We start from the raw sequence: 19,341 nt of genomic DNA, 5'->3' as shown, positions 1-19,341 counted from the left end.
CTAGGGTTCTACGACTACTTCCTGGGCCGCCGCCGTGCTGTCGGCCAGCAGGGGCGCGTCCAACGGCACGTTCCGCTTCACCAGAGCCAGGGCGATCGGCCCCAGCTCGTGGTGGCGTACCGAGGTGGTGATGAAGCCGATCTTCCGCCCTTCCTCCCCCTCCTCCGCGAGCCTCAACTCCGTGCCGTGGCCGGGGAGATGGACCTCGCTGCCGTCGAGGTGGAGGAAGACGAGCCGACGCGGCGGCTTGCCCAGGTTCTCCACTCGCGCCACCGTCTCCTGGCCCCGGTAGCAGCCCTTCTGCAGATGCACGGCCGTGCCGATCCAGCCCAACTCGTGCGGGATGGTGCGGTGGTCGGTCTCGAAGCCGAGGCGGGGGCGGTGGTGTTCGACGCGCAGCGCCTCGTAGGCGAGGATGCCGGCCGGCGGACCGGACTTCTCGGCGTACGACTCCAGGTCCACGCGCGGGAGGAAGAGGTCACGGCCGTACGGTGTCTCGCGTACGACGGCGCCGTCCGGGACCTCGGCGATGGAACCGGCGGGGACGTACACGACCGCGAACTCACTTGTGCGGTCGGTGACTTCGACCCGGTAGAAGAACTTCATCGACTCCAGGTAGGCGATCAACGCGTCCTGGGTGTCGGGTTCGGTGTGCATCCACACCGTGGTGCCGTCGTCGACGAGGTACAGGGCGTGCTCGATGTGGCCGTGCGCGGAGAGGATCAGCGCCTCGGTGGCCACGCCGACGGGCAGCTCGCTGACGTGCTGGGTGAGCAGGAGGTGCAGCCAGCTCAGCCGGTCGTCGCCGGTGACGGCGACCACACCGCGGTGCGAGAGGTCCACGAAACCGGTGCCGTCGGCGAGGGTGCGCTGCTCACGGAACAGATCGCCGTAGTGGGCGGCGACGCCTTCGTCCACTCCTTCGGCGGGGACGGCGCCGGGCAGGGACAACAGGGGGCTCTTCATACGGGTAAGCCTACGACTCGGTAATTGAAGACTCAGCCGACGTCTTGGCCGACGTCTCAGCCGACGTCTTACCGGTCGCTTTCTTGGCCGCGCAGTCCTTGCAGCGCCCGAAGATCGCGAAGTGCTTCATGTCCGTCTCGAAGCCGAAGGTGTCGCGCAGCTTGGCCCGGAACTCGGCCGCGACCTCGACATCGGCCTCGATGACGTTCGTGCAGTCACGGCAGACCAGGTGGATGTGGTGGTGCCGGTCGGCGAGGTGATACGTCGGTGCCCCGTGCCCGAGGTGGGCATGGCTGACCAGCCCGAGCTCCTCGAGAAGCTCCAGCGTTCGGTACACCGTGGAGATGTTGACCCCCGACGCGGTCTTCCTCACCTCGATGAGGATGTCGTCGGGGGTCGCGTGCTCCAGGGTGTCCACGGCTTCGAGCACGAGCTGCCGCTGCGGGGTCAGCCGGTAGCCGCGCTGCCGCAGATCGCTTTTCCAGTCGGTGCCTGGATCCATGCCTTGGGTGCTCACCACACCTCAGAGTCTAGGTCTACTTGAAGAAAGCGATCCCGTCGTCCGGCATGTCGTCCGGGAGGGCCTTCGCCCAGCGTTCGACGTCGTCCGGGGTGACGATCTTCTTCAGGTGGGCGGACATGTAGGGGCGGAGTTCGACCTCGGGGGTCTGCTTCTCGCCGACCCACATGAGGTCGCTCTTGACGTAGCCGTAGAGGCGCTTGCCGCCGGTGTAGGGGCCGGAGGCGGCCGTGCGGGCGACGGCGTCCGTGACGAGGTCGATCTGGGGCTTCTGCTTGGCCAGCTCGCCGTACCAGATCTCGACGACTCCGTCGTCGCGGGTCATCGTGACCTCGACCTTGCGGTCGGCGTCGATGCGCCAGAAGCCGGACTCGGTCTCCAGGGGGCGGACCTTGTTCCCGTCGTTGTCCAGGACCCAGGTGTGGGAGCGGTACTCGAGGAAGTCACGGCCGTCGTGGCTGAAGGTGACCTCCTGGCCGAAGTTGCACTTCTCGGAGCCCGGGAAGTCGTGCACCCCCGCGCCGGCCCAGTCGCCGAGCAGGAAGACGAGGGGGACCAGGTCCTTGTGGAGGTCGGACGGGATCTCGATCATGAGGTCGAAAGTTCCTTGACAAGGGTTGGGAACTGCTGGGGTTTAACTGAGTTTAAGTGTGTAAGTGAGCGTGGGGATCCCCACGGCTGGGTCCTGGGTGTCCCGGGAGGGGAATCAGAGTTCGTTCGTCGAACGTGTGACCTTTCCAGATGGTGCTCGTTGGGTGTGATGAGCAGGTTTTCGAGGGGCCGTATGGGGGGTGGAGAGTGGGCGGGTTGCGGATGCTTGCGGCGTCGTTTGTCGTGCCCGGGCCGTCGGGGGTGGCGGTCCGGACTCGTCTCAAGCAGCTCACGCCCGCCGATGAGAAGGTGCTCGCGCTGGTGGGTGCGCACCTCGGTGCGCTCGCCTCCCGGGACTTGAAGGTGCGGTGCGCGGAAGGTCTGGGACACTCCGCGGAGACGTGGGCGGCCCGAAAGCGGGGCCTGACGCCAGTGTCGTCGTCCCGGTGGGCCGGTTCGATCACCAAGGCCACGCATGATCAGTGGGCGCTCGCCCGCCGTGGCCAGCTTGCCCACATCCAGTCCTTGGAGACGGGCATCCGTACCATCGGGCACCGCCTGTCGCTGCCGATCGGGGCAAAGGGCTCGAAGCACGCTCCGGGCGGCTACCGAAGCAAGCGGGAGTGGCACGCCAAGACCCGCCGCCTGCACGTGCTTGAAGACCGGCTGGAGCGCGAGCGAGCCGACCGCGAGGCCGGGACCGTGCATGTGGTGCGGGGCGGGAAACGGCTGGCCCGCACCCGCCACCAACTGTCTGACGCGCAGCTCACCGAGGCCAAGTGGCGGGAGTGGTGGGAAGCGTCGCGCTGGTTCCTGCAGGCCGACGGCGAGTCCGGGAAGCGGTACGGCAATGAGACCCTCCGTATCAGCCCGGACGGCGAGGTGAGCATCAAGCTCCCGGCCCCGCTCGTCGGGCTGGCCAATGCCCCGCACGGCCGGTATTTCCTCGCCTGCCGGGTCGCCTTCCCGCACCGCGGGCAGGAGTGGGCGGACCGGGTAGCGGCGAACCGTGGGGTGGCCTACCGCATCCACCTCGACGTGGCACGGGGGCGCTGGTATGTGACGGCCTCCTGGCAGATCCCGGTCTCCCGGACCATCCCGGTCACCGCCGCCCTCGCGCACGGCGTGATCGGCGTCGACATGAACGCCGATCACCTCGCCGCCTGGCGCCTCGACGCCCACGGCAACCCGACCGGCAACCCGCACCGGTTCTTCTACAACCTCACGGGCATGGCACAGCACCGCGACGCCCAGGTTCGCCACGCCCTGACCCGACTGCTGCACTGGGCGAAGACCTGCGGGGTGAAGGCCATCGCGGTCGAGAACCTGGACTTCGGCGCGGAGAAGACCCGCGAGAAACACGGCCACCGCAAGCGGTTCCGGCAGCTGATTTCCGGCATACCCACCGGCAAGCTCCGCGCCCGGCTGACCTCGATGGCCGACCAGACGGGCATCACGATCATTGCCGTAGACCCGGCCTACACCTCGAAGTGGGGCGCCCAGCACTGGCAGAAGCCCCTCACCCACGAAAACAGGAAGACGACTCGCCACGACGCTGCCGCCGTGGCGATCGGACGGCGCGCCCAAGGACACCCGATCCGGCGACGGACGACACCGCCCCGTGCACACCAGAGCGATGTGCATGGGCATCGGACCGTCCAGGCCGACCGGCGTGCCCCCGGGCGCGAGGAACCCCGCCCTCTCCTTCCCGGACCACGGACACGATCCGTGCCGCCGGATCGCGGAGCGAACGCGGGCAACCAGAACGCCCAACACCGTTCGGGGCGTTCGGCTGAGAATGAATCCTGGCAACAGGACTCACTCCCGCTCAGTCTCTAGGAACGGTCAGCGCTGGCCCTGGTACAGCTTCTTCACGGTCAGTCCGGCGAAGGCGAGGACGCCGACGCAGACCAGGACCAGCAGGGTTTCGAAGAAGATCTCCAACACGGGTGCTCCTCGGATGAGCGTGGTGCGATGCGTGTACATGTACGTAAGGCCGGGCCCCAGCTTAGTCGGCCGGGGCCCGGTGCTCTCCGCGAGGTACGGCAGGCGGATGTCAGGCGAGCAGCTGGCTCTGCAGGGTCACCGTCTGCTGGAACGGGACGGCCTCCGCCTCGCCCTTCCTCGACTGCACGATCACCGCGACGGTGTCGCCGGCCGTGACGAACGCCTGCCGGACCTGTTCGGCGCCGTACGGCTTCGTCTCGGCGTACGCGCGGAGCGAGATGTTCGTGACCTTGGCCGCGTCCGGGAAGTCCTCGTCCTCCTCGTAGCTGTCGGCGCCGCGTACCGGGTACGTGGGGGCCGCGTATCCGGTCAGGTTCCCCGAGGCCAGGCCGTCGGCGACCGTGGCCGTGTCGAACTGGAGCAGGTAGATCCGGGTGTGCGTGCCGTCCGGGGTGGTCCAGCCGCGCGCGGCGATGTGCCGCAGGCCGTCGTCGGTCAGCTTCTGCGCGAGCTCGGTCCGGTCGTCGCCGGACGAGAACTCGGCGAGGAACACCTTCGTGGCCAGCCAGCCGTCACTGCCGTCGAGTGCCTTGTCGCCCGCGGCTCCCTCGGGCGCTGGCAGCACCAGCGCCCGCAGGTCCGCGGCGTGGACCCCCGCCGGGTTCGCCGAGGCGAACGGTCCCGGGCTGCCCGCCGGCAGCGGCGGCTTGCTGAGCACGGGATACGCCCACCGCCCGTCCGACTCCGTCCCGAGCCCGGGCACGTCCGACCGCTTCATATCGGTGATCCCGTACGCCGTCCCGGCCCCGACCACCGCGAACACCACGACGGCGGCAGTCCAACGGAGGACTGCGCGCAGGGCACGGCGGTCATTCTTGGCGGGGGTGAGCGGTGCGGTGGTGGGCGGGAGGAGCGGGGGTTCGGGGGTGCCGGGGGTGAGTGACGGTTCGGGGGTGGCGTGGGTGAGCGGGGGTTCCGTGGCCGCCGGGGAGACCGGAAGCTCGGCGGCAGCCGGACGCTCCACCGCCGCTGGGGTGGCCGCAGGCTCGGAGGCGGCCGGGGCCGTCAGGTGGTCTGTGGACGTCGGAGCGGTCGAGGGTTCGGAGGCATCCGGGACGACCGGAAGCTCGGAGGCGGCCGGGGTGGCCGGGGTGGGTGTCGGTGCCGTGTTCTCCTGCTGCTGGTCGGTCATACCGCCTCCCCCGGGTCCTTGATGCGGTCGAGTTGTTCCTGGAGCAGACGGCCGATGGCGTACGTCTGCATCGGCCTGACGGACTGCGCCGTGAGGGTGACCAGGACTTCCCCCTGGTAGGCGGAGCAGTAGATCGTGTCGAGCTTTTCGTCGGCGCTCTTCGGGGACAGGAAGCACTTGGCGTCCTTGTAACCGGTGATCGCCGGGCCGGGCCGGTAGACGCCGAGGCCGTCGAGGAGCTCGTTCTGGTAGCGGGACGCGCGCCGTACCGCCGCCTTGTCCGCGATCTGGGCCAGCACGATGCTCACCGTCGACGCCTTGTTCGTGTAGACGGACGTCTGCGCGTCGGTGCTGACATAGCTGCGCATCACCAGGCCCTTGGTGTGCTGCTTGTCGATGGCCTTCTCCAACGACTTGCGCTGCTTGAGCGGCAGCTCCTTCAACGCCTCCTTGCGCAGCGCCGTCGCCTGCGCCCCGGTGAAGGCCACGTCATGGCCGTACTCCGCGATGTCCGGCCCCTGGCTCCAGCCGTCCGCGCCGTACGGCACGAGCGCCGCGGAGAGCTGGGTCGCCGTCCTGGCCGTGCCCTCCGCCTTCTCCGCGGACACCTTCGGGAACTTCCATACGGCGTCGCCCGCGTCCCGGTCCGCGCCGTTCACGGTCACGACGGTGTACCCGACCCCGCCGACCTCGGCGACGACGAGCAGCACGGCTCCGGCGACCGCGGCGATACGGCCCTTGCGCACCGGCTTCTTGACGATGCCAACAGCGGGGGTCAACTCCTCGGAACTGCCGACCAGTTCAGGGTCCTCAATGGTCACAGCCGCTCCATCTGCCGCTTGGCCAGATCCATGATCTTCTTCTTGGAGACGGGCTTCGCGGACGAGACCCAGACCTGCATCTCGACGTCACCGCGCCAGGCATGCGCCTCGGCGTTGTAGACGTCCGTGTAACCGGTCTTGCGGTCCGGCGAGTTGTGGACATACGCCATCCCGTCGCCCGTGCCCGGGATGGGCCAGCTGTCGGTGTGCGCCTTCTTCTCGGCCCAGTAGTAGGCGTCGTCCGCGTCGTCGGCGACCACGAGCTCGTCGTCCTGGCGGAACTGCACGAGCCGGATCTCCACGAAGAGCGAGCTGCCCTCCCGCCAGTTGACGACAGCCGCGCGGCGGAAGTCTTCGGCGACGAGGTCGCCGAAGGCGTCGGCCGGCTTCTCGAACGTCTCCGCGTACTCGGCCAGGTCCATCCACCCGTCCGTCCCGACGGCGTAGCCCGCGTCCCGCGCCCCGCTCGGCTTCTTCAGCAGCAGCTTGCGCAGGTCGCCGTCCGTCTTGACCCTGCGGTCCTGGGCGGCGGACAGCGGCTCGGGAGCGGGACCCTTCGCCTGCGTCAGCGTGGCCTGCGAGAGCGACGGCAGCGCGTCGGGTGCGCGGTCGGCCTGGACGACGAAACCCGTGCAGGTACCGGCGACGACACCGAGTACGGCTGCGACGGCGATCAGGAGTGTGGTGCGGCCACGGCGGCGCGGGCGGGACTCGGGCCCCGGCTCCGGCTCCGGTGCCTCTTCAACTGTCTCTTCGGTTGGTTCTTTTTCGGTTGGTTCTTCGGGTACTTCCACAACGTCCCCCACGGAACATGGCATGCGCATTCCATATGCGCGCACAGAAGACCCATGGCTAATGCAGGGAGTTGTAAGGGAGTTGATTACGATTCGGTCATGTCGAAGAAGCTCGTGATCAAGGTGACCGCGGGGGCCGACGCCCCCGAACGCTGCTCACAGGCGTTTACGGTGGCCGCAGTCGCCGTTGCCAGCGGGGTCGACGTCTCCCTGTGGCTGACCGGCGAGTCCGCGTGGTTCGCGTTGCCGGGTCGCGCCGCCGAGTTCCAACTCCCGCATGCCGCACCGCTGCCCGACCTGCTCGACTCGATCCTCGCGGCCGGCCGCGTCACCCTGTGCACGCAGTGCGCGGCGCGGCGGGACATCACGGAGAAGGACGTCATCGAGGGCGTCCGCATCGCCGGGGCGCAGCTGTTCGTGCAGGAAGCGATGGCCGACGAGACGCAGGCCCTCGTCTACTGACCCTTGACCGAGCCTACGAACTCCGACCAGGCGTCGGTGCCGAAGATCAGGGTGCCGTGGGTGGGGTTCTTGCTGTCGCGGACGGGGACGAGGGAGAGGTCGGGGGCGATCTCGATGCAGTCGCCGCCACTCGTGTTGCTGTAGCTGCTCTTGCGCCACGTCACACCGCTCAAGTCGAGGGCTCGCACGGGACTTCCTCCAACATCCGCAGGATGAACTTTCGTGACTCGGCCGGGGACAGCGCCTGGTCACGCACCGAATCGTACCTACGTTGCAGTTCCTCAACTGAGGCGTTTTCTTCGATCAGTTCACCGCGCAGATCGTTCTCGGTGTAGGCGACCGTGCGACCGTCCAGCAGCCGGAGGAACTTCACGGCGGTGTTCATCAGGCCGTGCGGGCCAACGCTGAACGGCAGCACCTGGATGGTGATGTTCGGGCGTTTCGGCATCTCCGCCAAGTGCTCCAACTGTTCCCGCCACGCCCGCACATCGCGTAGGGGCGTCCGCAGTACCGCCTCGGAGAGGACGGCTCGGAACGAGGGCGCATCCTCCCCTTCCAGCAACTTTCTCCGTCCTCCGCGTGCCTCGACCTGCTGGTCCAGCTCGTGGCTCTTGATCCAGCCCACCGCGAGCGCTTCACGCACGTACCCGTCCGTCTGGAGCAGACCGGGCGGCGCGCTCACCGAGTAGTGCCACAGGCTCACCGCCTCGGCCTCCAACATCATGTACCGCCGGTACTGCTCCTTGAACTGCGTCGGATCACCAACTGCCAACTCCCACAAGGTGAGCAACAACGGCCCCGTCCCGTAATGCTGGTCCAACGCCTGTACCACCTCGGGCCCGCCCAGCGTCCCCCCGCTCTCCATCTTGCTGAACAGGGACGAGTCCCACCCCACCTCCCTCTCCAACTCACGCAGGCTCAGGCCACGTTCGCCCCTCAGACGCCGTAGCTCCTCGGCGAATCGCTTCCTGGGCTCGTGACTGCGCTCCGTGATCACCAGCCGTTGCGGCATCCCGCTCTCCTGTTGAATTTGTTGAATTTGGCGTGCCCGGCGTTGAAGTTGAGCCCGTCGGCGCTGTATTCGCCTCCGACCTGGGTCATCCTCGTAACACCCAGGAATGCACAGAGTATTTCAACTGTCGCATTCTGTATGGAAGTTGCACAAAAAGGAGGACGAGCCGATGGAACCCGGAACGCTGCTCTACGACCCCGCCACCAGCAAGGTCGGCGAGTACCAGGACACGGCGGGCCCCTACGCCCTGTTGCGCCCGGTCGGCGGTGGGCGCGAATGGCAGGCCGACCCCGAGTCGTTGCGGCCCGCGACGGACCAGGAACGTCTCAGCGCCGGGGTCCGCGCGGCGAACAACCGCGCGCGGACCGACGCCCCGTTCCTCGTCACCGTCCCGCCCCAGCCGGCCCCCGACTGCGCGACCTGCGCCGAACTCGCCGGACTCCGGACCACCGCGCAGAACGAACGCGACCACAGCGCCGAGACCGACGCGAACGTGCTGCTGCGCAAGCACCGGAGTGAGGCACACCCCGCATGAATGGCCCGCGCCCCCATCAGCCGTACCGGCTCTCGTACCCGCACCGGCCCCCCTGCCCGTACCCGCGCCGCGAGCGACCCCAGGCGATCATCGCTACGACCTGACCCACAGGCAGAAGGGATGGCCGGAGGGGTCCAGCAGGACCCGTACGTCGTCCTGCGGCTGGTGGGCGTGGAGCGTGGCCCCCTCGCGCACGGCCCTCTCGACCTCGCCCTCCAGGTCGTCGACCTCGATGTCGAGGTGCAGCATCATCTGCTGCTCGCCGGGGTTGCGGGTGGGCCACACCGGCGGGACGTACTCCGGCTCGGTCTGGAAGGAGAGGCCGGTGCCGCCGTCGGGTGGGCCGATGAGGACCCAGTCGGGTTCCTCGGCCCGGATCTCGTAGCCGAGGAGGCGGAGGTAGAAGCCGGCCAGCTCGTGCGCGTCCCGCGCGTCGAGCACCACGGTGGACAGTCTCGTAGGCGACATGCCCGCCCTCTACCCGCTCGCCGCCGCCCCTACGGCCTGCGCTTCTTGCCGTCCAGCTCGTCCCACCACTCGTCGGACTTGGGGTCGCCGGACGGGTCGTCCCACCAGCGGTCGTCGGGGCCCCGGCGGTTGGCGACCATCGCGGCGACCGGGGGGATCAGCATCGCGACCACACACATGCCGACGGCCGCGGGCACGGACCAGATCCGCACGACTCCCCAGGCCAGGACGAAGAGTCCGATGCAGATGCCCATCATGACGAAGTACGTGCGACGGCGACGTGCCAGCATGCTTCAAGGGTAGGCCTGGGCACGCGAAAGGGCCGCACCCGGGAAAAGGTGCGGCCCTTCGGCAGTGAATCGGCGATCAGACCGCGATCGCCACCTCCGCCAGCCCGCCCGTCTGGGCGACGACCGTGCGGTCGGCGGTGGCGCCCGGAACGAGGGCTCGGACGGTCCAGGTGCCCTCGGCCGCGTAGAAGCGGAACTGGCCCGTGGCGGAGGTCGGGACCTCCGCGGTGAACTCGCCGGTCGAGTCCAGGAGACGGACGTAGCCCGTCACCGGCTCGCCGTTGCGGGTCACCTGGCCCTGGATGGTGGTCTCACCGGGCTTGATCGTCGAGGCGTCGGGGCCGCCGGCCTTCGCTCCACACATGGTCTGTCCTTACGGGTTAGGGCTTGGGGCTTGGGCTTGGTCGGGGCTTACTTGTTGGCGCCGAGCTCGATCGGAACGCCGACCAGGGAGCCGTACTCGGTCCAGGAACCGTCGTAGTTCTTGACGTTCTCGACACCGAGCAGCTCGTGCAGCACGAACCAGGTCAGGGCCGAGCGCTCGCCGATACGGCAGTACGCGATGGTGTCCTTCGCCAGGTCGACCTGCTCCTCGGCGTAGAGCTCCTTGAGCTCGTCGTCCGACTTGAAGGTGCCGTCGTCGTTGGCGTTCTTCGACCACGGGATGTTGCGCGCGGACGGGACGTGGCCCGGACGCTGCGACTGCTCCTGCGGAAGGTGCGCCGGCGCGAGCAGCTTGCCGCTGAACTCGTCGGGCGAACGGACGTCGACCAGGTTCTGCGCACCGATGGCCGCCACGACGTCGTCGCGGAACGCGCGGATCGCGGTGTTCTGCGGCTTCGCCTTGTAGTCGGTGGTGGGGCGCGAGGGCACCTCTTCCACCAGCTCGCGGGCGTCCAGCTCCCACTTCTTGCGGCCACCGTCGAGGAGCTTGACGTTGTCGTGGCCGTACAGCTTGAAGTACCAGTAGGCGTACGAGGCGAACCAGTTGTTGTTGCCGCCGTAGAGGATCACCAGCGTGTCGTTGGCGATGCCCTTGCCGGACAGGAGCTTCTCGAAGCCCTCCTGGTCGACGAAGTCACGGCGTACCGGGTCCTGGAGGTCCTTGGTCCAGTCGATCCGGATCGCGTTCTTGATGTGGTTCTTCTCGTACGCGGACGTGTCCTCGTCGACCTCGACGACGGCCACGCTCGGGTTGTCGAGGTTTGCCTCGACCCAGTCGGCGTCGACCAGGACGTCGCTGCGGCTCATGCTTTTCTCCTCCGGGGCAGTTACGGCGGTGCGGTGCGTGAGAGAGGGGTGCGCGCTCGGGCGCGGGTGCCCTGATCAAGGGCACGGGGAAAGACGGAAGCCTGCGCTTCCGCTCAGAAAGTGCGACAGAGCATGGCGGCGACGCGGCACAGGTCCACTGCCCGCCGCTTCGTGAGATCCGCCTGTTGCCTCATAGGGTCGATCGTAGGGACGGACAGCCGGACATGTCACCGGTGTGTCGTATTTTGAGACGCGATCGTCCGTGATGTGAGACGAGAAAGCCACCCGAGGCCCTACGACAGGGGATCCGGGCCCTCGCGGCCGTTAACTTCCCTGCCGCACGGACACCGCCGTCTCGCCCCTCGGACACTCACCGTCCACCCGGAACGGCACCGCCCCTCGTCCTACCCGGCCAGCCGGACGTTCGAACCCTTCACCTTGATCTCCACACCGCTCTGCGCGGCCTGCACACTGTCCAGCTTCACGCCGCCCGGCAGTTCGTCGATCGTCTGCTGGAAGTCGGTGATCGAGCGGATCCGGGAGTCGGCGAGGTCGACGACCAGCTTGGGGAGGTTGTCGGCGTGCACCTTCACGGTGTCGCCGTCGACCGTGACCGTGCTGAGCACCGGGTACGTCGTCACCTGGCCGGCGACCGAGATCTTGACGTCGACCTTGATCTTGCCGTCACCGCCGTCGGAGAGGTCGACGACCTGGGCCGTGACCCCGGTGAAGATGTCCGTCGGCTCGGACTTGGCGGCCTTGAGCAGCTGGTCGTAGGAGATGCTCGCGGAGCCGGTCGCGGTGGCCGCCGTCGCGGAGCTGTAGTCGCCGGAGAACTTGACGTCCTTCATGTCGGCCTTGAGGTCGTCGATACGGACCGTGGAGGCGCCGGCGCCGCCCGTGTTGCCCGTGGGCGCCTCGTAGGTCTTGATGTTCAGCTCGACGTCGTCCAGCTCACCGGAGGCGACCTGGGTGAGGAAGGGGAAGCCCTTGATGGAGACGTCGGGGGTGGTGGCCAGGTTCTCGGTGGTCTTCACCTTGGACGCCGCCTCGTCCTCCGCGAAGTAGACCGCGACCCGGTCCACGACCACGAACAGGATGCCCAGCACCACCACGACGACCAGAAGTATTCGTAGCCCACGCATGAACGGAGTTCCCCCACCTGGTGATCGTCGACAACTGCGGTACGACTACCGGGTAGCCGCCGAGCGCGAGCGTAGTCCTGCGAGATGCGCGCGGCGGAGGATTGTCGATCACCTGTGACAAGGCGGGCGGTGTTGGTGTGGGCGTCTTCTGGGGGCTGCGCCCCCAGGCCCCCGCGTCGGCCCCGAAAGGGCCTCGTCCTCAAACGCCGGACGGGCTGAGTGCAGCCACCCCGCGTCCAGAAGTCACCCCAGCGCCCTGCCCAGCACGTACACCACCGGGGCCGCCGCCGCGAGCGGCAGGGCCACACCGGCCGTGAAGTGGACGAAGCGGGACGGGTAGTCGTAGCTCGCCACACGGTGGCCGATGAGGGCGCAGACAGCCGCGCCCGCGCCGAGCAACGCGCCCTTCGCGCCCATGCCGGTCATCCCGCCGACCGCGATGCCCGCACCGGCGGCGGCGAGCAGCGAGACGACGACCGACGCCACGGTCGGCAGCGGAAGCGCGCGGGCCAGGATCGCGACCGCGACCGCCGCCGCGCCCACGGTGACCGCGTCCGGGTCGGCCGCGAGGTGGCCGGCCGCGACGATGGCCAGGGCCGCCGAGGCGACCGTCGCCATCAGGCTCGTGATCCGGGTGTCCGGGTCGGCGTGCGAACGCAGCTGCATGACGAGGGAGAGCAGGACCCAGACTCCCAGGGTGCCGAGGATCGCGGCGGGGCCGTTCTCCCGGCCGGCCGCGAGCAGTGCCACGTCCGCGACGAGCGCGCCCGCGAAGGCCAGCGCGATGCCCTGCCGGGCGGGCCACATCCCGTTCAGCCGGAACCAGCCCGCGGCCGTGACCGCCTGCAGCACGACGAGCGGTACGACGAGGGCGTACGACCCGACCTGCGCGGTGACGGCGAGCAGGAGTGCCAGTACGGCGGTGAGGCCGGCGGGCTGCATCCCGGGTTCGATGATCGGCGAACGGCCTTCGAGGCGGGCCCGCTGAGCGTCGGTGATGCGGGCGTTGCCGGCGAGGGAGGGGGGGCCGTAGCCCTCTTCGGCGGAGGGAGCGGCGGGGGGCGCGGTCATGGGAGCCTGCGCGTGGGGGTCGTAACTCGGCGTCGGCGCTTGGTAGTTCTGCGGCGGGAAGTACGCCAGGTCGGACGCGGAGGGTCTCGACTGCTGGACCTGGGTGTCCCAGGTCTGGCCCTGCCACTGCTGGGTGTACTGCTGCGCGGCCTGCGGGTCGTCGTACGCCTGCTGCTGCCCGGGCCAGACCTGCGGTTGCGGTTCCTGTGCCTGCTGCGGCTGCTGCTGGGCGTAGGGGGTGTAACCCTCGCCGTAGCCCTCGTACGGTTGGTTGCTCATCGCTTCGCTCATCCTCCTGCGAACGGCGGGAGCACCTCGACCGTGCCGCCCTCGGCCAGCCGTACCGTCTCATGTCCACGCGTGCCCACGGGGTCACCGTCGACGAGGAACGAGCATCGCAGCAGTACGCGGGCGAGTTCCCCGGGGTGTCGCTCGCGCACCGCGGTGAGGGCTTCGGCGAGGGTGGCCGCGTCGTACGGCTCCTCGGCGATCCCGGCCGCGGCCTTCGCGGCGGCCCAGTAGCGCACCGTGACCTTTGGCATGTGCTTCCTCGGTCGAGACGGTCGGTCGATCGGTTTCTGATCGGTTTTGCAAGCGCCAGGCTAGCTCTCCTGTGAACTGCCCCAGTGCCCGATGCGGGCCAGCAGGTCGTCGGCGGAGGCGTGCTCGGCGTGGCCCATGCCCGGCTCCAGCCAGAGTTCGGCGTGGTCACCGGCGGCGTCCGCCAGCATGCGGGGATGGTCCACGGGGAAGTAGCCGTCGCGGTCGCCGTGGACTATGAGGAGGGGCGTGGGCGCGATGCGCGGGACCGCCTGGACCGGGGAGAGCGGGACCGGGTCCCAACCGCCGCGCTCGATACGGGTGTTGAGGCCGTAGCGGCCGACGAGCCGGCCCTCGGGGCGGGTCACCAGCCAGTGGACCTTCCGCATCGGGGCGGTGCCCCGGTAGTACCAGCGGGCCGGCGCACTCACTGAAACCACCGCGTCCGTGTGCGCTTCCGTGCGCCCCTCGCGCCCCGAACCCCCGGATTCACCCGGTGAACTTCCGGAACGACCCGTTCCGTACAGCGCCGCGTGCCGGAGCACCACCGAACCGCCCATCGAGAAGCCGACGGTGACCACGCGCGCGTGCCCCTGTTCACGGGCCCAGGCGACCGCCGCCGCCAGATCGAGCACCTCGCGGTCGCCGACGGTGGACCGTCCGCCGGAGGCGCCGTGGCCCCGGAAGGAGAAGGTGACCACGGCCCCGTACTGGGCGAACGCCTCGGCCACCCGACGCACATGCGGCTTGTCCACATCGCCCGTGAAACCGTGCGCCACGACGAACACCGGATCACCGGAAGGTGACCGGGAGGCGTCGTATACGGCCGCCCCCTGTTCGTATACGGAATCGATCGTCACCCCATCGTCGGTGTACAGAAACGTCCGCAAAGGTGTACGTCTGATCGTCTCAGAGTTCGGACGAACGGTGGATCGTGCCACATGACCTGCCGTACCAGCGCTCATGTGGGCTATTCTGCTGGACAGAGGACTCGGGCAGCGAAGCCCCCGGGTCCTTTTGTGCTTTCGGGAGCGTTGTATACGAAGCGGGAAACCTCGGGAAACCACAGGTGGACGCGGGAAATACAGGGCCCCCGGGATCACAGAAGCAGTGCCGCAATGCCGCAGTGCCGCAAACGTCCTCGCAGGGACCGAGGAGGAACCAGACATATGAGTTCTCTGCTGCTCCTGACCAATGCCCTCCAGCCGTCGACGGAGGTGCTTCCGGCCCTTGGCCTGCTGCTGCACAACGTGCGCGTGGCACCGGCGGAAGGCCCCGCTCTCGTCGACACCCCCGGTGCCGACGTCATCCTGATCGACGGCCGCCGTGACCTGCCCCAGGTGCGCAGCCTGTGCCAGCTCCTGAGGTCCACCGGACCCGGCTGTCCGCTCATCCTCGTCGTCACCGAGGGCGGCCTCGCCGCCGTCACCGCCGACTGGGGCATCGACGACGTGCTGCTCGACACGGCCGGTCCGGCCGAGGTCGAGGCACGGCTGCGGCTCGCCATGGGCCGCCAGCAGATCGTCAACGACGACTCCCCCATGGAGATCCGCAACGGCGATCTCTCCGTGGACGAGGCGACGTACTCCGCGAAGCTGAAGGGCCGGGTCCTCGACCTGACCTTCAAGGAGTTCGAGCTCCTCAAGTACCTCGCGCAGCACCCGGGCCGCGTCTTCACGCGCGCCCAGCTGCTGCAGGAGGTCTGGGGCTACGACTACTTCGGTGGTACGCGGACGGTCGACGTCCACGTACGACGCCTGCGCGCGAAGCTCGGCCCCGAGCACGAGTCGCTGATCGGGACCGTCCGGAACGTCGGTTATCGATTCGTGACCCCGGAGAAGGGTGACCGGGGCGGCGAGGAGGCCAAGCTGAAGGCAAGCGCGGCTCTCGCCGGCGCAAAGCCGGAGGATGCGGACGAGACGGCCGACTCGGCCGCCCTGGACGCGGCCGAGATCCCGGCCGAGGCGTAACCCGCGTCCGGGCAGGGCATTGCTTCCCCACAGGGAAGCTGTGCGGAAGCTCAGAGAAGCTTCGAAACGCCCTGCCCAGAGCGGGTCCATCCGCGTAGACTCCGCGCGTGGCCAAGGTGACTCGGGATGATGTAGCGCGACTGGCAGGGACGTCGACTGCCGTCGTCAGCTATGTCATCAACAACGGACCCCGGCCGGTTGCCCCGGCCACGCGCGAGCGTGTCCTCGCCGCGATCAAGGAGCTGGGGTACCGACCCGACCGGGTGGCCCAGGCCATGGCGTCGCGTCGTACGGACCTCATAGGCCTGATCGTGCCGGACGCGCGCCAGCCCTTCTTCGGGGAGATGGCGCACGCGGTGGAACAGGCCGCGTCCGAGCGCGGAAAGATGGTGCTGGTCGGGAACTCCGACTACGTGGGCGAGCGCGAGGTCCACTACCTGCGCGCGTTCCTCGGGATGCGCGTCTCCGGCCTGATCCTCGTCAGCCACGCGCTGAACGACAACGCCGCCGCCGAGATCGAGGCCTGGGACGCCCGGGTCGTCCTGCTCCACGAACGCCCCGAGGCCATCGACGACGTCGCCGTCGTCACGGACGACCTCGGTGGCGCCCAGCTCGCCGTCCGCCACCTCCTGGAGCACGGCTACGAGTACGTCGCCTGTATGGGCGGTACGGCGGAGACGCCGGCCGTCGGTGACCCGGTCTCCGACCACGTGGAGGGCTGGCGGCGCGCGATGACCGAGGCCGGCCTGCCGACCGAGGGCCGTCTCTTCGAGGCGCCGTACAACCGCTACGACGCCTATCAGGTCGCCCTCGGCATCCTCTCCGGGCCCCGGCGCCCACCCGCGATCTTCTGCTCCACCGACGACCAGGCGATCGGCCTGCTGCGGGCCGCGCGCGAGCTGCGCATCGACGTACCGCGCGAGCTGGGGGTCATCGGCTTCGACGACATCAAGGAAGCGGCCCTCGCCGACCCGAAGCTGACAACGATCGCATCGGACCGCCCGGCGATGGCCCGCGCGGCCGTGGACCTCGTCCTCGACGACGGCCTGCGGGTGGCGGGCTCGCGGCGCGAGCGGCTGAAGGTGTTCCCGTCGCGGCTGGTGATACGGCAGTCCTGCGGCTGCGAGGGCTAAGACCCCGCTGGATTCCCGAAGGATTCCCTGTATTTCCGGGGCTCCGGCGTCTTTATATCGGGCATACGAGGTTCTGTCGGGCTTCTCAGCAGGCACTCAGGTACCTCTCATGATCACGCGACAGTCTCTTTTCCATGACCGAGAGCTTCCGCCGCAGCGGCGAGTACGAGACCCCCCAGGGCGAGCAGCCGCAGGCGTACCCCCAGCAGCAGCACGTCTCTTCCCCCGTGAACCCGGAGTGGCCGCCCCCGCCGGCCTACCAGCCGCAGCCGGTGCAGGCGCAGCCCGCCCAGCCGGTGCAGCAGGCCCAGCCAGCGCAGCAGCCGGTCACCGTCGAGCCGGGTACGACGGTGTGGCCGGGCCAGGCGTCGGCCCCCTCGCCCGCCCCGCAGGCCGCCTTCGGCGCCGACGGCGGTGCGTACGGCGGTGACGGCGGAGCGTACGGCGGCGGCCACGGCGGTGACGGCGGAACCTCCTTCGGCAGCGCCGGCGGTCACGGCGGTGGCGGTGACACGGCTCTCCTCACGCACGTCCAGGGCGAGGCGCCCAGGCCGAAGAAGCGGACCCGCGGCCCGATCGCGCTGCTCGCCGCCGTGGCGATCGTCGCCGCGGCCGTCGGCGGCGGTACCGCGTACGCCTTCCAGCAGCTGACCGGCAAGGACACCGTCGCCAGCTCCAGCACCACCACGGCGGTCGTGCCCTCGAGCAAGACGGGCGACGTCGCCACCATCGCCGCGACCGTCAGCCCGAGCGTGGTCGAGGTCGAGGCCACCCTGAGCAACGGCTCGTCGACCGGCGCCGGCGTGATCATCACCAGCGACGGCCAGATCGTCACCAACAACCACGTCATCTCCGGCGCCTCGTCCATCAAGGTCAAGACGAGCGACGGCAAGTCGTACACGGCGAAGGTCGTCGGCACCGACAGCAAGAAGGACCTCGCGCTCCTCAAGCTGGAGAACGCCTCCGGCCTCAAGCCCGCCACCCTCGGCAACTCCGACGGCGTCAAGGTCGGCGACACGGTCGTCGCGATCGGCTCTCCCGAGGGCCTGACCGGCACCGTCACCAGCGGCATCATCTCGGCCCTGTCCCGTGACGTGACCGTCTCGACCGACGAGAGCCAGAGCCAGGGTTCGGGCGGCAGCGACGGCCAGTGGCCGTTCCAGTTCGGCGGCCAGCAGTTCAACGGCGACACCGGTACGTCCACCACGACGTACAAGGCGCTCCAGACGGACGCGTCCCTCAACCCCGGCAACTCCGGCGGCGCGCTCATCGACGCGAGCGGCAACATCATCGGCATCAACTCCGCGATGTACTCGGCGAGTTCGGACTCCTCGTCCTCGTCGTCCGACGCCGGCAGCGTCGGCCTCGGCTTCGCCATCCCGATCAACACCGTCAAGGCGGACCTGGCTTCGCTGCGAGCGGGCGGTTCCGACAGCTAGATCAGCCGGATCAGCCAGATCAGCCACGTGCGGTCGATCCATCACAGTAGGGAGTACGTCATGATCAAGCAGGTTTCGCACACGGTGACCGACACCGGAGCGGCCGGTCTCGGCCTGGCCCTCGGGGTGGCGTACGAACTGCACGCACCGGCGGCACGGGCACCGGAAGTGGCGCCCGCCCCGGAGCTGATGGGGCTGCGTACCAGCGCGGCCCGCCCGCACCACCGCAAGGTGCCGCTGAGCCGACTCCAGACGATGCGGGGCTGAACCTGGCGAGGCGGCGGGGCGGTTCCGGTGAGACGGCGAGGCTGATCTCACCTTTTATCCCCTCCCCTCCTCTTTACGCGCCAGCCGGGAAACATGCGAGGCTGATTGCGACCGGCCGATCGTTGTCTCCCCGTCCCACCGCACCCGAGGAATCCAGCCCATGAGCCCCGCCGAAGGCGACCGTGACACCCAGCGCATCCTGATCGTCGACGACGAGCCGGCGGTACGCGAAGCACTCCAGCGCAGCCTCGCCTTCGAGGGGTACGACACGGAGGTCGCCGTGGACGGCGCGGACGCGCTGGAGAAGGCGACCGCGTACCAGCCCGACCTGGTCGTCCTCGACATCCAGATGCCGCGCATGGACGGCCTGACGGCGGCCCGCCGGATGCGGGGCGCCGGCACGACGACCCCGATCCTGATGCTGACGGCCCGCGACACGGTCGGCGACCGCGTCACGGGACTGGACGCCGGGGCCGACGACTACCTCGTCAAGCCCTTCGAACTCGACGAACTGTTCGCGCGGGTACGGGCGTTGCTGCGGCGCAGTTCGTACGCGGCAGCGGCCGCCGCCGGGAACGCCCCCGAGGACGACTCCCTGACCTTCGCCGACCTCCGGATGGACCTCGCGACGCGCGAGGTGACGCGGAACGGCCGCCAAGTCGAGCTGACCCGCACGGAGTTCACCCTGCTGGAGATGTTCCTGGCGCATCCCCGCCAGGTCCTCACCCGCGAGCAGATCCTGAAGGCGGTCTGGGGCTTCGACTTCGAGCCGTCGTCCAACTCCCTTGATGTGTATGTGATGTACCTCCGCCGGAAGACGGAGGCGGGGGGCGAGCCGAGGCTTGTGCACACCGTGCGCGGGGTGGGGTACGTGCTTCGACAGGGTGGCGCGGAGTGAAGAAGGTCTTGGACCGGTTCCTTCATCGG

25 protein-coding genes are annotated in these 19,341 nt (G+C 69.0%); 8 read left to right on the top strand and 17 right to left on the bottom strand.

The genetic code is table 11. From position 1 onward, the window contains the following. From ygfZ to OO70_RS20315, 3 genes are read right to left on the bottom strand one after another with little or no spacing between them, the layout of a single operon-like run. Nucleotides 1–966 (bottom strand): CAF17-like 4Fe-4S cluster assembly/insertion protein YgfZ, encoded by a 966-nt coding sequence (gene ygfZ / locus OO70_RS20325; RefSeq protein WP_043673107.1) that lies wholly within the window; start codon nt 964–966, stop codon nt 1–3. 10 nt (nt 967–976) lie between these two features. Further along, nucleotides 977–1,468: a Fur family transcriptional regulator gene (locus OO70_RS20320; RefSeq protein WP_043673104.1), complete on the bottom strand. Its 492-nt coding sequence runs from the start codon at nt 1,466–1,468 to the stop codon at nt 977–979. A 34-nt stretch (nt 1,469–1,502) separates the two neighbouring features. Then, nucleotides 1,503–2,078 (bottom strand): FABP family protein, encoded by a 576-nt coding sequence (locus tag OO70_RS20315; protein ID WP_043673101.1) that lies wholly within the window; start codon nt 2,076–2,078, stop codon nt 1,503–1,505. Between the two features lie 260 nt (nt 2,079–2,338). On the opposite strand from OO70_RS20315, the gene OO70_RS20310 reads away from it, so the two are divergent. Then, nucleotides 2,339–3,916 (top strand): transposase, encoded by a 1,578-nt coding sequence (locus OO70_RS20310; protein WP_234336888.1) that lies wholly within the window; start codon nt 2,339–2,341, stop codon nt 3,914–3,916. Between the two features lie 217 nt (nt 3,917–4,133). On the opposite strand, the gene OO70_RS20300 is transcribed toward OO70_RS20310, so the two are convergent. From OO70_RS20300 to OO70_RS20290, 3 genes are all read right to left on the bottom strand, one after another. Next, entirely contained in the window at nt 4,134–5,048 is a 915-nt protein-coding gene (locus tag OO70_RS20300) for a hypothetical protein (RefSeq protein ID WP_078651500.1), read from the bottom strand. A gap of 164 nt (nt 5,049–5,212) precedes the next feature. After that, the gene (locus OO70_RS20295; protein WP_234336887.1) at nt 5,213–6,037 is read right to left on the bottom strand and encodes a hypothetical protein; all 825 of its coding nucleotides are present in this window, start codon (nt 6,035–6,037) and stop codon (nt 5,213–5,215) included. Beyond that, nucleotides 6,034–6,831 carry a hypothetical protein gene (locus OO70_RS20290; RefSeq protein ID WP_234336886.1) on the bottom strand — a complete coding sequence of 266 codons (798 nt, stop codon included), beginning with the start codon at nt 6,829–6,831 and terminating at the stop codon, nt 6,034–6,036. Before OO70_RS20290 ends, OO70_RS20295 begins: the two co-directional genes overlap by 4 nt. 99 nt (nt 6,832–6,930) lie before the next feature. On the opposite strand from OO70_RS20290, the gene OO70_RS20285 reads away from it, so the two are divergent. Then, nucleotides 6,931–7,293 carry a DsrE family protein gene (locus OO70_RS20285; RefSeq protein WP_043673093.1) on the top strand — a complete coding sequence of 121 codons (363 nt, stop codon included), beginning with the start codon at nt 6,931–6,933 and terminating at the stop codon, nt 7,291–7,293. Here the strand turns inward: OO70_RS20285 and OO70_RS20280 are convergent. Beyond that, nucleotides 7,287–7,481 (bottom strand): DUF397 domain-containing protein, encoded by a 195-nt coding sequence (locus OO70_RS20280; RefSeq protein ID WP_043673091.1) that lies wholly within the window; start codon nt 7,479–7,481, stop codon nt 7,287–7,289. The two genes, OO70_RS20285 and OO70_RS20280, sit on opposite strands and share 7 nt — an antisense overlap. Continuing rightward, nucleotides 7,463–8,305 (bottom strand): helix-turn-helix domain-containing protein, encoded by an 843-nt coding sequence (locus OO70_RS20275; protein WP_043673089.1) that lies wholly within the window; start codon nt 8,303–8,305, stop codon nt 7,463–7,465. Before OO70_RS20275 ends, OO70_RS20280 begins: the two co-directional genes overlap by 19 nt. 169 nt (nt 8,306–8,474) lie before the next feature. Between OO70_RS20275 and OO70_RS20270 the strand changes: the two genes are divergently transcribed. After that, entirely contained in the window at nt 8,475–8,840 is a 366-nt protein-coding gene (locus OO70_RS20270) for a hypothetical protein (RefSeq protein WP_043673086.1), read from the top strand. A 93-nt stretch (nt 8,841–8,933) separates the two neighbouring features. Here OO70_RS20270 and OO70_RS20265 read toward each other — a convergent pair whose 3' ends face one another. From OO70_RS20265 to OO70_RS20230, 9 genes are all read right to left on the bottom strand, one after another. Beyond that, the gene (locus OO70_RS20265) at nt 8,934–9,308 is read right to left on the bottom strand and encodes a VOC family protein (RefSeq protein ID WP_043673071.1); all 375 of its coding nucleotides are present in this window, start codon (nt 9,306–9,308) and stop codon (nt 8,934–8,936) included. A gap of 29 nt (nt 9,309–9,337) precedes the next feature. Beyond that, nucleotides 9,338–9,598, bottom strand: a complete 261-nt coding sequence (locus OO70_RS20260) for a DUF3099 domain-containing protein (protein WP_043673068.1) — start codon at nt 9,596–9,598, stop codon at nt 9,338–9,340. Nucleotides 9,599–9,674: 76 nt separating this feature from the next. Continuing rightward, nucleotides 9,675–9,962, bottom strand: coding sequence for a DUF1416 domain-containing protein (locus tag OO70_RS20255; RefSeq protein ID WP_019064558.1), 288 nt, complete (start codon nt 9,960–9,962; stop codon nt 9,675–9,677). 47 nt (nt 9,963–10,009) lie between these two features. Then, nucleotides 10,010–10,849, bottom strand: coding sequence for a sulfurtransferase (locus tag OO70_RS20250; RefSeq protein ID WP_043673064.1), 840 nt, complete (start codon nt 10,847–10,849; stop codon nt 10,010–10,012). Between the two features lie 113 nt (nt 10,850–10,962). Next, on the bottom strand, nt 10,963–11,043 hold the full coding sequence (locus OO70_RS57055) for a putative leader peptide (RefSeq protein ID WP_353963781.1): 81 nt from the start codon (nt 11,041–11,043) through the stop codon (nt 10,963–10,965). Between the two features lie 210 nt (nt 11,044–11,253). Next, a complete protein-coding gene (locus OO70_RS20245) occupies nt 11,254–11,994 on the bottom strand; it encodes an LmeA family phospholipid-binding protein (RefSeq protein WP_043673061.1) in 741 nt (246 codons plus the stop codon). A gap of 243 nt (nt 11,995–12,237) precedes the next feature. Further along, a complete protein-coding gene (locus OO70_RS20240; RefSeq protein WP_043673059.1) occupies nt 12,238–13,344 on the bottom strand; it encodes a hypothetical protein in 1,107 nt (368 codons plus the stop codon). Between the two features lie 8 nt (nt 13,345–13,352). After that, nucleotides 13,353–13,607: a MoaD/ThiS family protein gene (locus tag OO70_RS20235; RefSeq protein ID WP_019064554.1), complete on the bottom strand. Its 255-nt coding sequence runs from the start codon at nt 13,605–13,607 to the stop codon at nt 13,353–13,355. Between the two features lie 60 nt (nt 13,608–13,667). Then, entirely contained in the window at nt 13,668–14,570 is a 903-nt protein-coding gene (locus OO70_RS20230) for an alpha/beta hydrolase (RefSeq protein WP_199827355.1), read from the bottom strand. A gap of 204 nt (nt 14,571–14,774) precedes the next feature. Between OO70_RS20230 and OO70_RS20225 the strand changes: the two genes are divergently transcribed. The 5 genes from OO70_RS20225 (at nt 14,775) to OO70_RS20205 (ending at nt 19,312) form a co-directional block, all read left to right on the top strand. Next, complete coding sequence (locus tag OO70_RS20225; protein ID WP_043673052.1) at nt 14,775–15,575, top strand: winged helix-turn-helix transcriptional regulator; 801 nt, start codon at nt 14,775–14,777, stop codon at nt 15,573–15,575. A gap of 107 nt (nt 15,576–15,682) precedes the next feature. After that, nucleotides 15,683–16,708 carry a LacI family DNA-binding transcriptional regulator gene (locus OO70_RS20220; RefSeq protein WP_043673049.1) on the top strand — a complete coding sequence of 342 codons (1,026 nt, stop codon included), beginning with the start codon at nt 15,683–15,685 and terminating at the stop codon, nt 16,706–16,708. A 134-nt stretch (nt 16,709–16,842) separates the two neighbouring features. Beyond that, complete coding sequence (locus OO70_RS20215) at nt 16,843–18,147, top strand: S1C family serine protease (protein WP_043673046.1); 1,305 nt, start codon at nt 16,843–16,845, stop codon at nt 18,145–18,147. Nucleotides 18,148–18,207: 60 nt separating this feature from the next. Continuing rightward, a complete protein-coding gene (locus tag OO70_RS20210) occupies nt 18,208–18,414 on the top strand; it encodes a hypothetical protein (RefSeq protein WP_043673043.1) in 207 nt (68 codons plus the stop codon). A 160-nt stretch (nt 18,415–18,574) separates the two neighbouring features. After that, complete coding sequence (locus tag OO70_RS20205; RefSeq protein WP_019064547.1) at nt 18,575–19,312, top strand: response regulator transcription factor; 738 nt, start codon at nt 18,575–18,577, stop codon at nt 19,310–19,312. Nucleotides 19,313–19,341: the final 29 nt, after the last annotated feature.

Origin of the sequence: Streptomyces xylophagus (genome assembly GCF_000716435.1) — a bacterium.
Lineage (GTDB): Bacteria > Actinomycetota > Actinomycetes > Streptomycetales > Streptomycetaceae > Streptomyces > Streptomyces xylophagus.
The sequence above is the reverse complement of the archived record's forward strand: the minus strand, read 5'-3'. Positions and strand labels throughout refer to the sequence as shown.

Bases quoted from the DNA above. Each gene is read 5' to 3' on its own strand.
- OO70_RS20235 (WP_019064554.1), bottom strand. From the start codon at position 13,607: ATGCCAAAGGTCACGGTGCGCTACTGGGCCGCCGCGAAGGCCGCGGCC.
- OO70_RS20240 (WP_043673059.1), bottom strand. From the start codon at position 13,344: ATGAGCAACCAACCGTACGAGGGCTACGGCGAGGGTTACACCCCCTAC.
- OO70_RS57055 (WP_353963781.1), bottom strand. From the start codon at position 11,043: ATGAGGCAACAGGCGGATCTCACGAAGCGGCGGGCAGTGGACCTGTGC.
- ygfZ (WP_043673107.1), bottom strand. From the start codon at position 966: ATGAAGAGCCCCCTGTTGTCCCTGCCCGGCGCCGTCCCCGCCGAAGGA.
- OO70_RS20265 (WP_043673071.1), bottom strand. From the start codon at position 9,308: ATGTCGCCTACGAGACTGTCCACCGTGGTGCTCGACGCGCGGGACGCG.
- OO70_RS20210 (WP_043673043.1), top strand. From the start codon at position 18,208: ATGATCAAGCAGGTTTCGCACACGGTGACCGACACCGGAGCGGCCGGT.
- OO70_RS20245 (WP_043673061.1), bottom strand. From the start codon at position 11,994: ATGCGTGGGCTACGAATACTTCTGGTCGTCGTGGTGGTGCTGGGCATC.
- OO70_RS20205 (WP_019064547.1), top strand. From the start codon at position 18,575: ATGAGCCCCGCCGAAGGCGACCGTGACACCCAGCGCATCCTGATCGTC.
- OO70_RS20315 (WP_043673101.1), bottom strand. From the start codon at position 2,078: ATGATCGAGATCCCGTCCGACCTCCACAAGGACCTGGTCCCCCTCGTC.
- OO70_RS20230 (WP_199827355.1), bottom strand. From the start codon at position 14,570: ATGAGCGCTGGTACGGCAGGTCATGTGGCACGATCCACCGTTCGTCCG.
- OO70_RS20320 (WP_043673104.1), bottom strand. From the start codon at position 1,468: ATGGATCCAGGCACCGACTGGAAAAGCGATCTGCGGCAGCGCGGCTAC.
- OO70_RS20270 (WP_043673086.1), top strand. From the start codon at position 8,475: ATGGAACCCGGAACGCTGCTCTACGACCCCGCCACCAGCAAGGTCGGC.
- OO70_RS20255 (WP_019064558.1), bottom strand. From the start codon at position 9,962: ATGTGTGGAGCGAAGGCCGGCGGCCCCGACGCCTCGACGATCAAGCCC.
- OO70_RS20275 (WP_043673089.1), bottom strand. From the start codon at position 8,305: ATGCCGCAACGGCTGGTGATCACGGAGCGCAGTCACGAGCCCAGGAAG.
- OO70_RS20225 (WP_043673052.1), top strand. From the start codon at position 14,775: ATGAGTTCTCTGCTGCTCCTGACCAATGCCCTCCAGCCGTCGACGGAG.
- OO70_RS20285 (WP_043673093.1), top strand. From the start codon at position 6,931: ATGTCGAAGAAGCTCGTGATCAAGGTGACCGCGGGGGCCGACGCCCCC.
- OO70_RS20215 (WP_043673046.1), top strand. From the start codon at position 16,843: ATGACCGAGAGCTTCCGCCGCAGCGGCGAGTACGAGACCCCCCAGGGC.
- OO70_RS20260 (WP_043673068.1), bottom strand. From the start codon at position 9,598: ATGCTGGCACGTCGCCGTCGCACGTACTTCGTCATGATGGGCATCTGC.
- OO70_RS20250 (WP_043673064.1), bottom strand. From the start codon at position 10,849: ATGAGCCGCAGCGACGTCCTGGTCGACGCCGACTGGGTCGAGGCAAAC.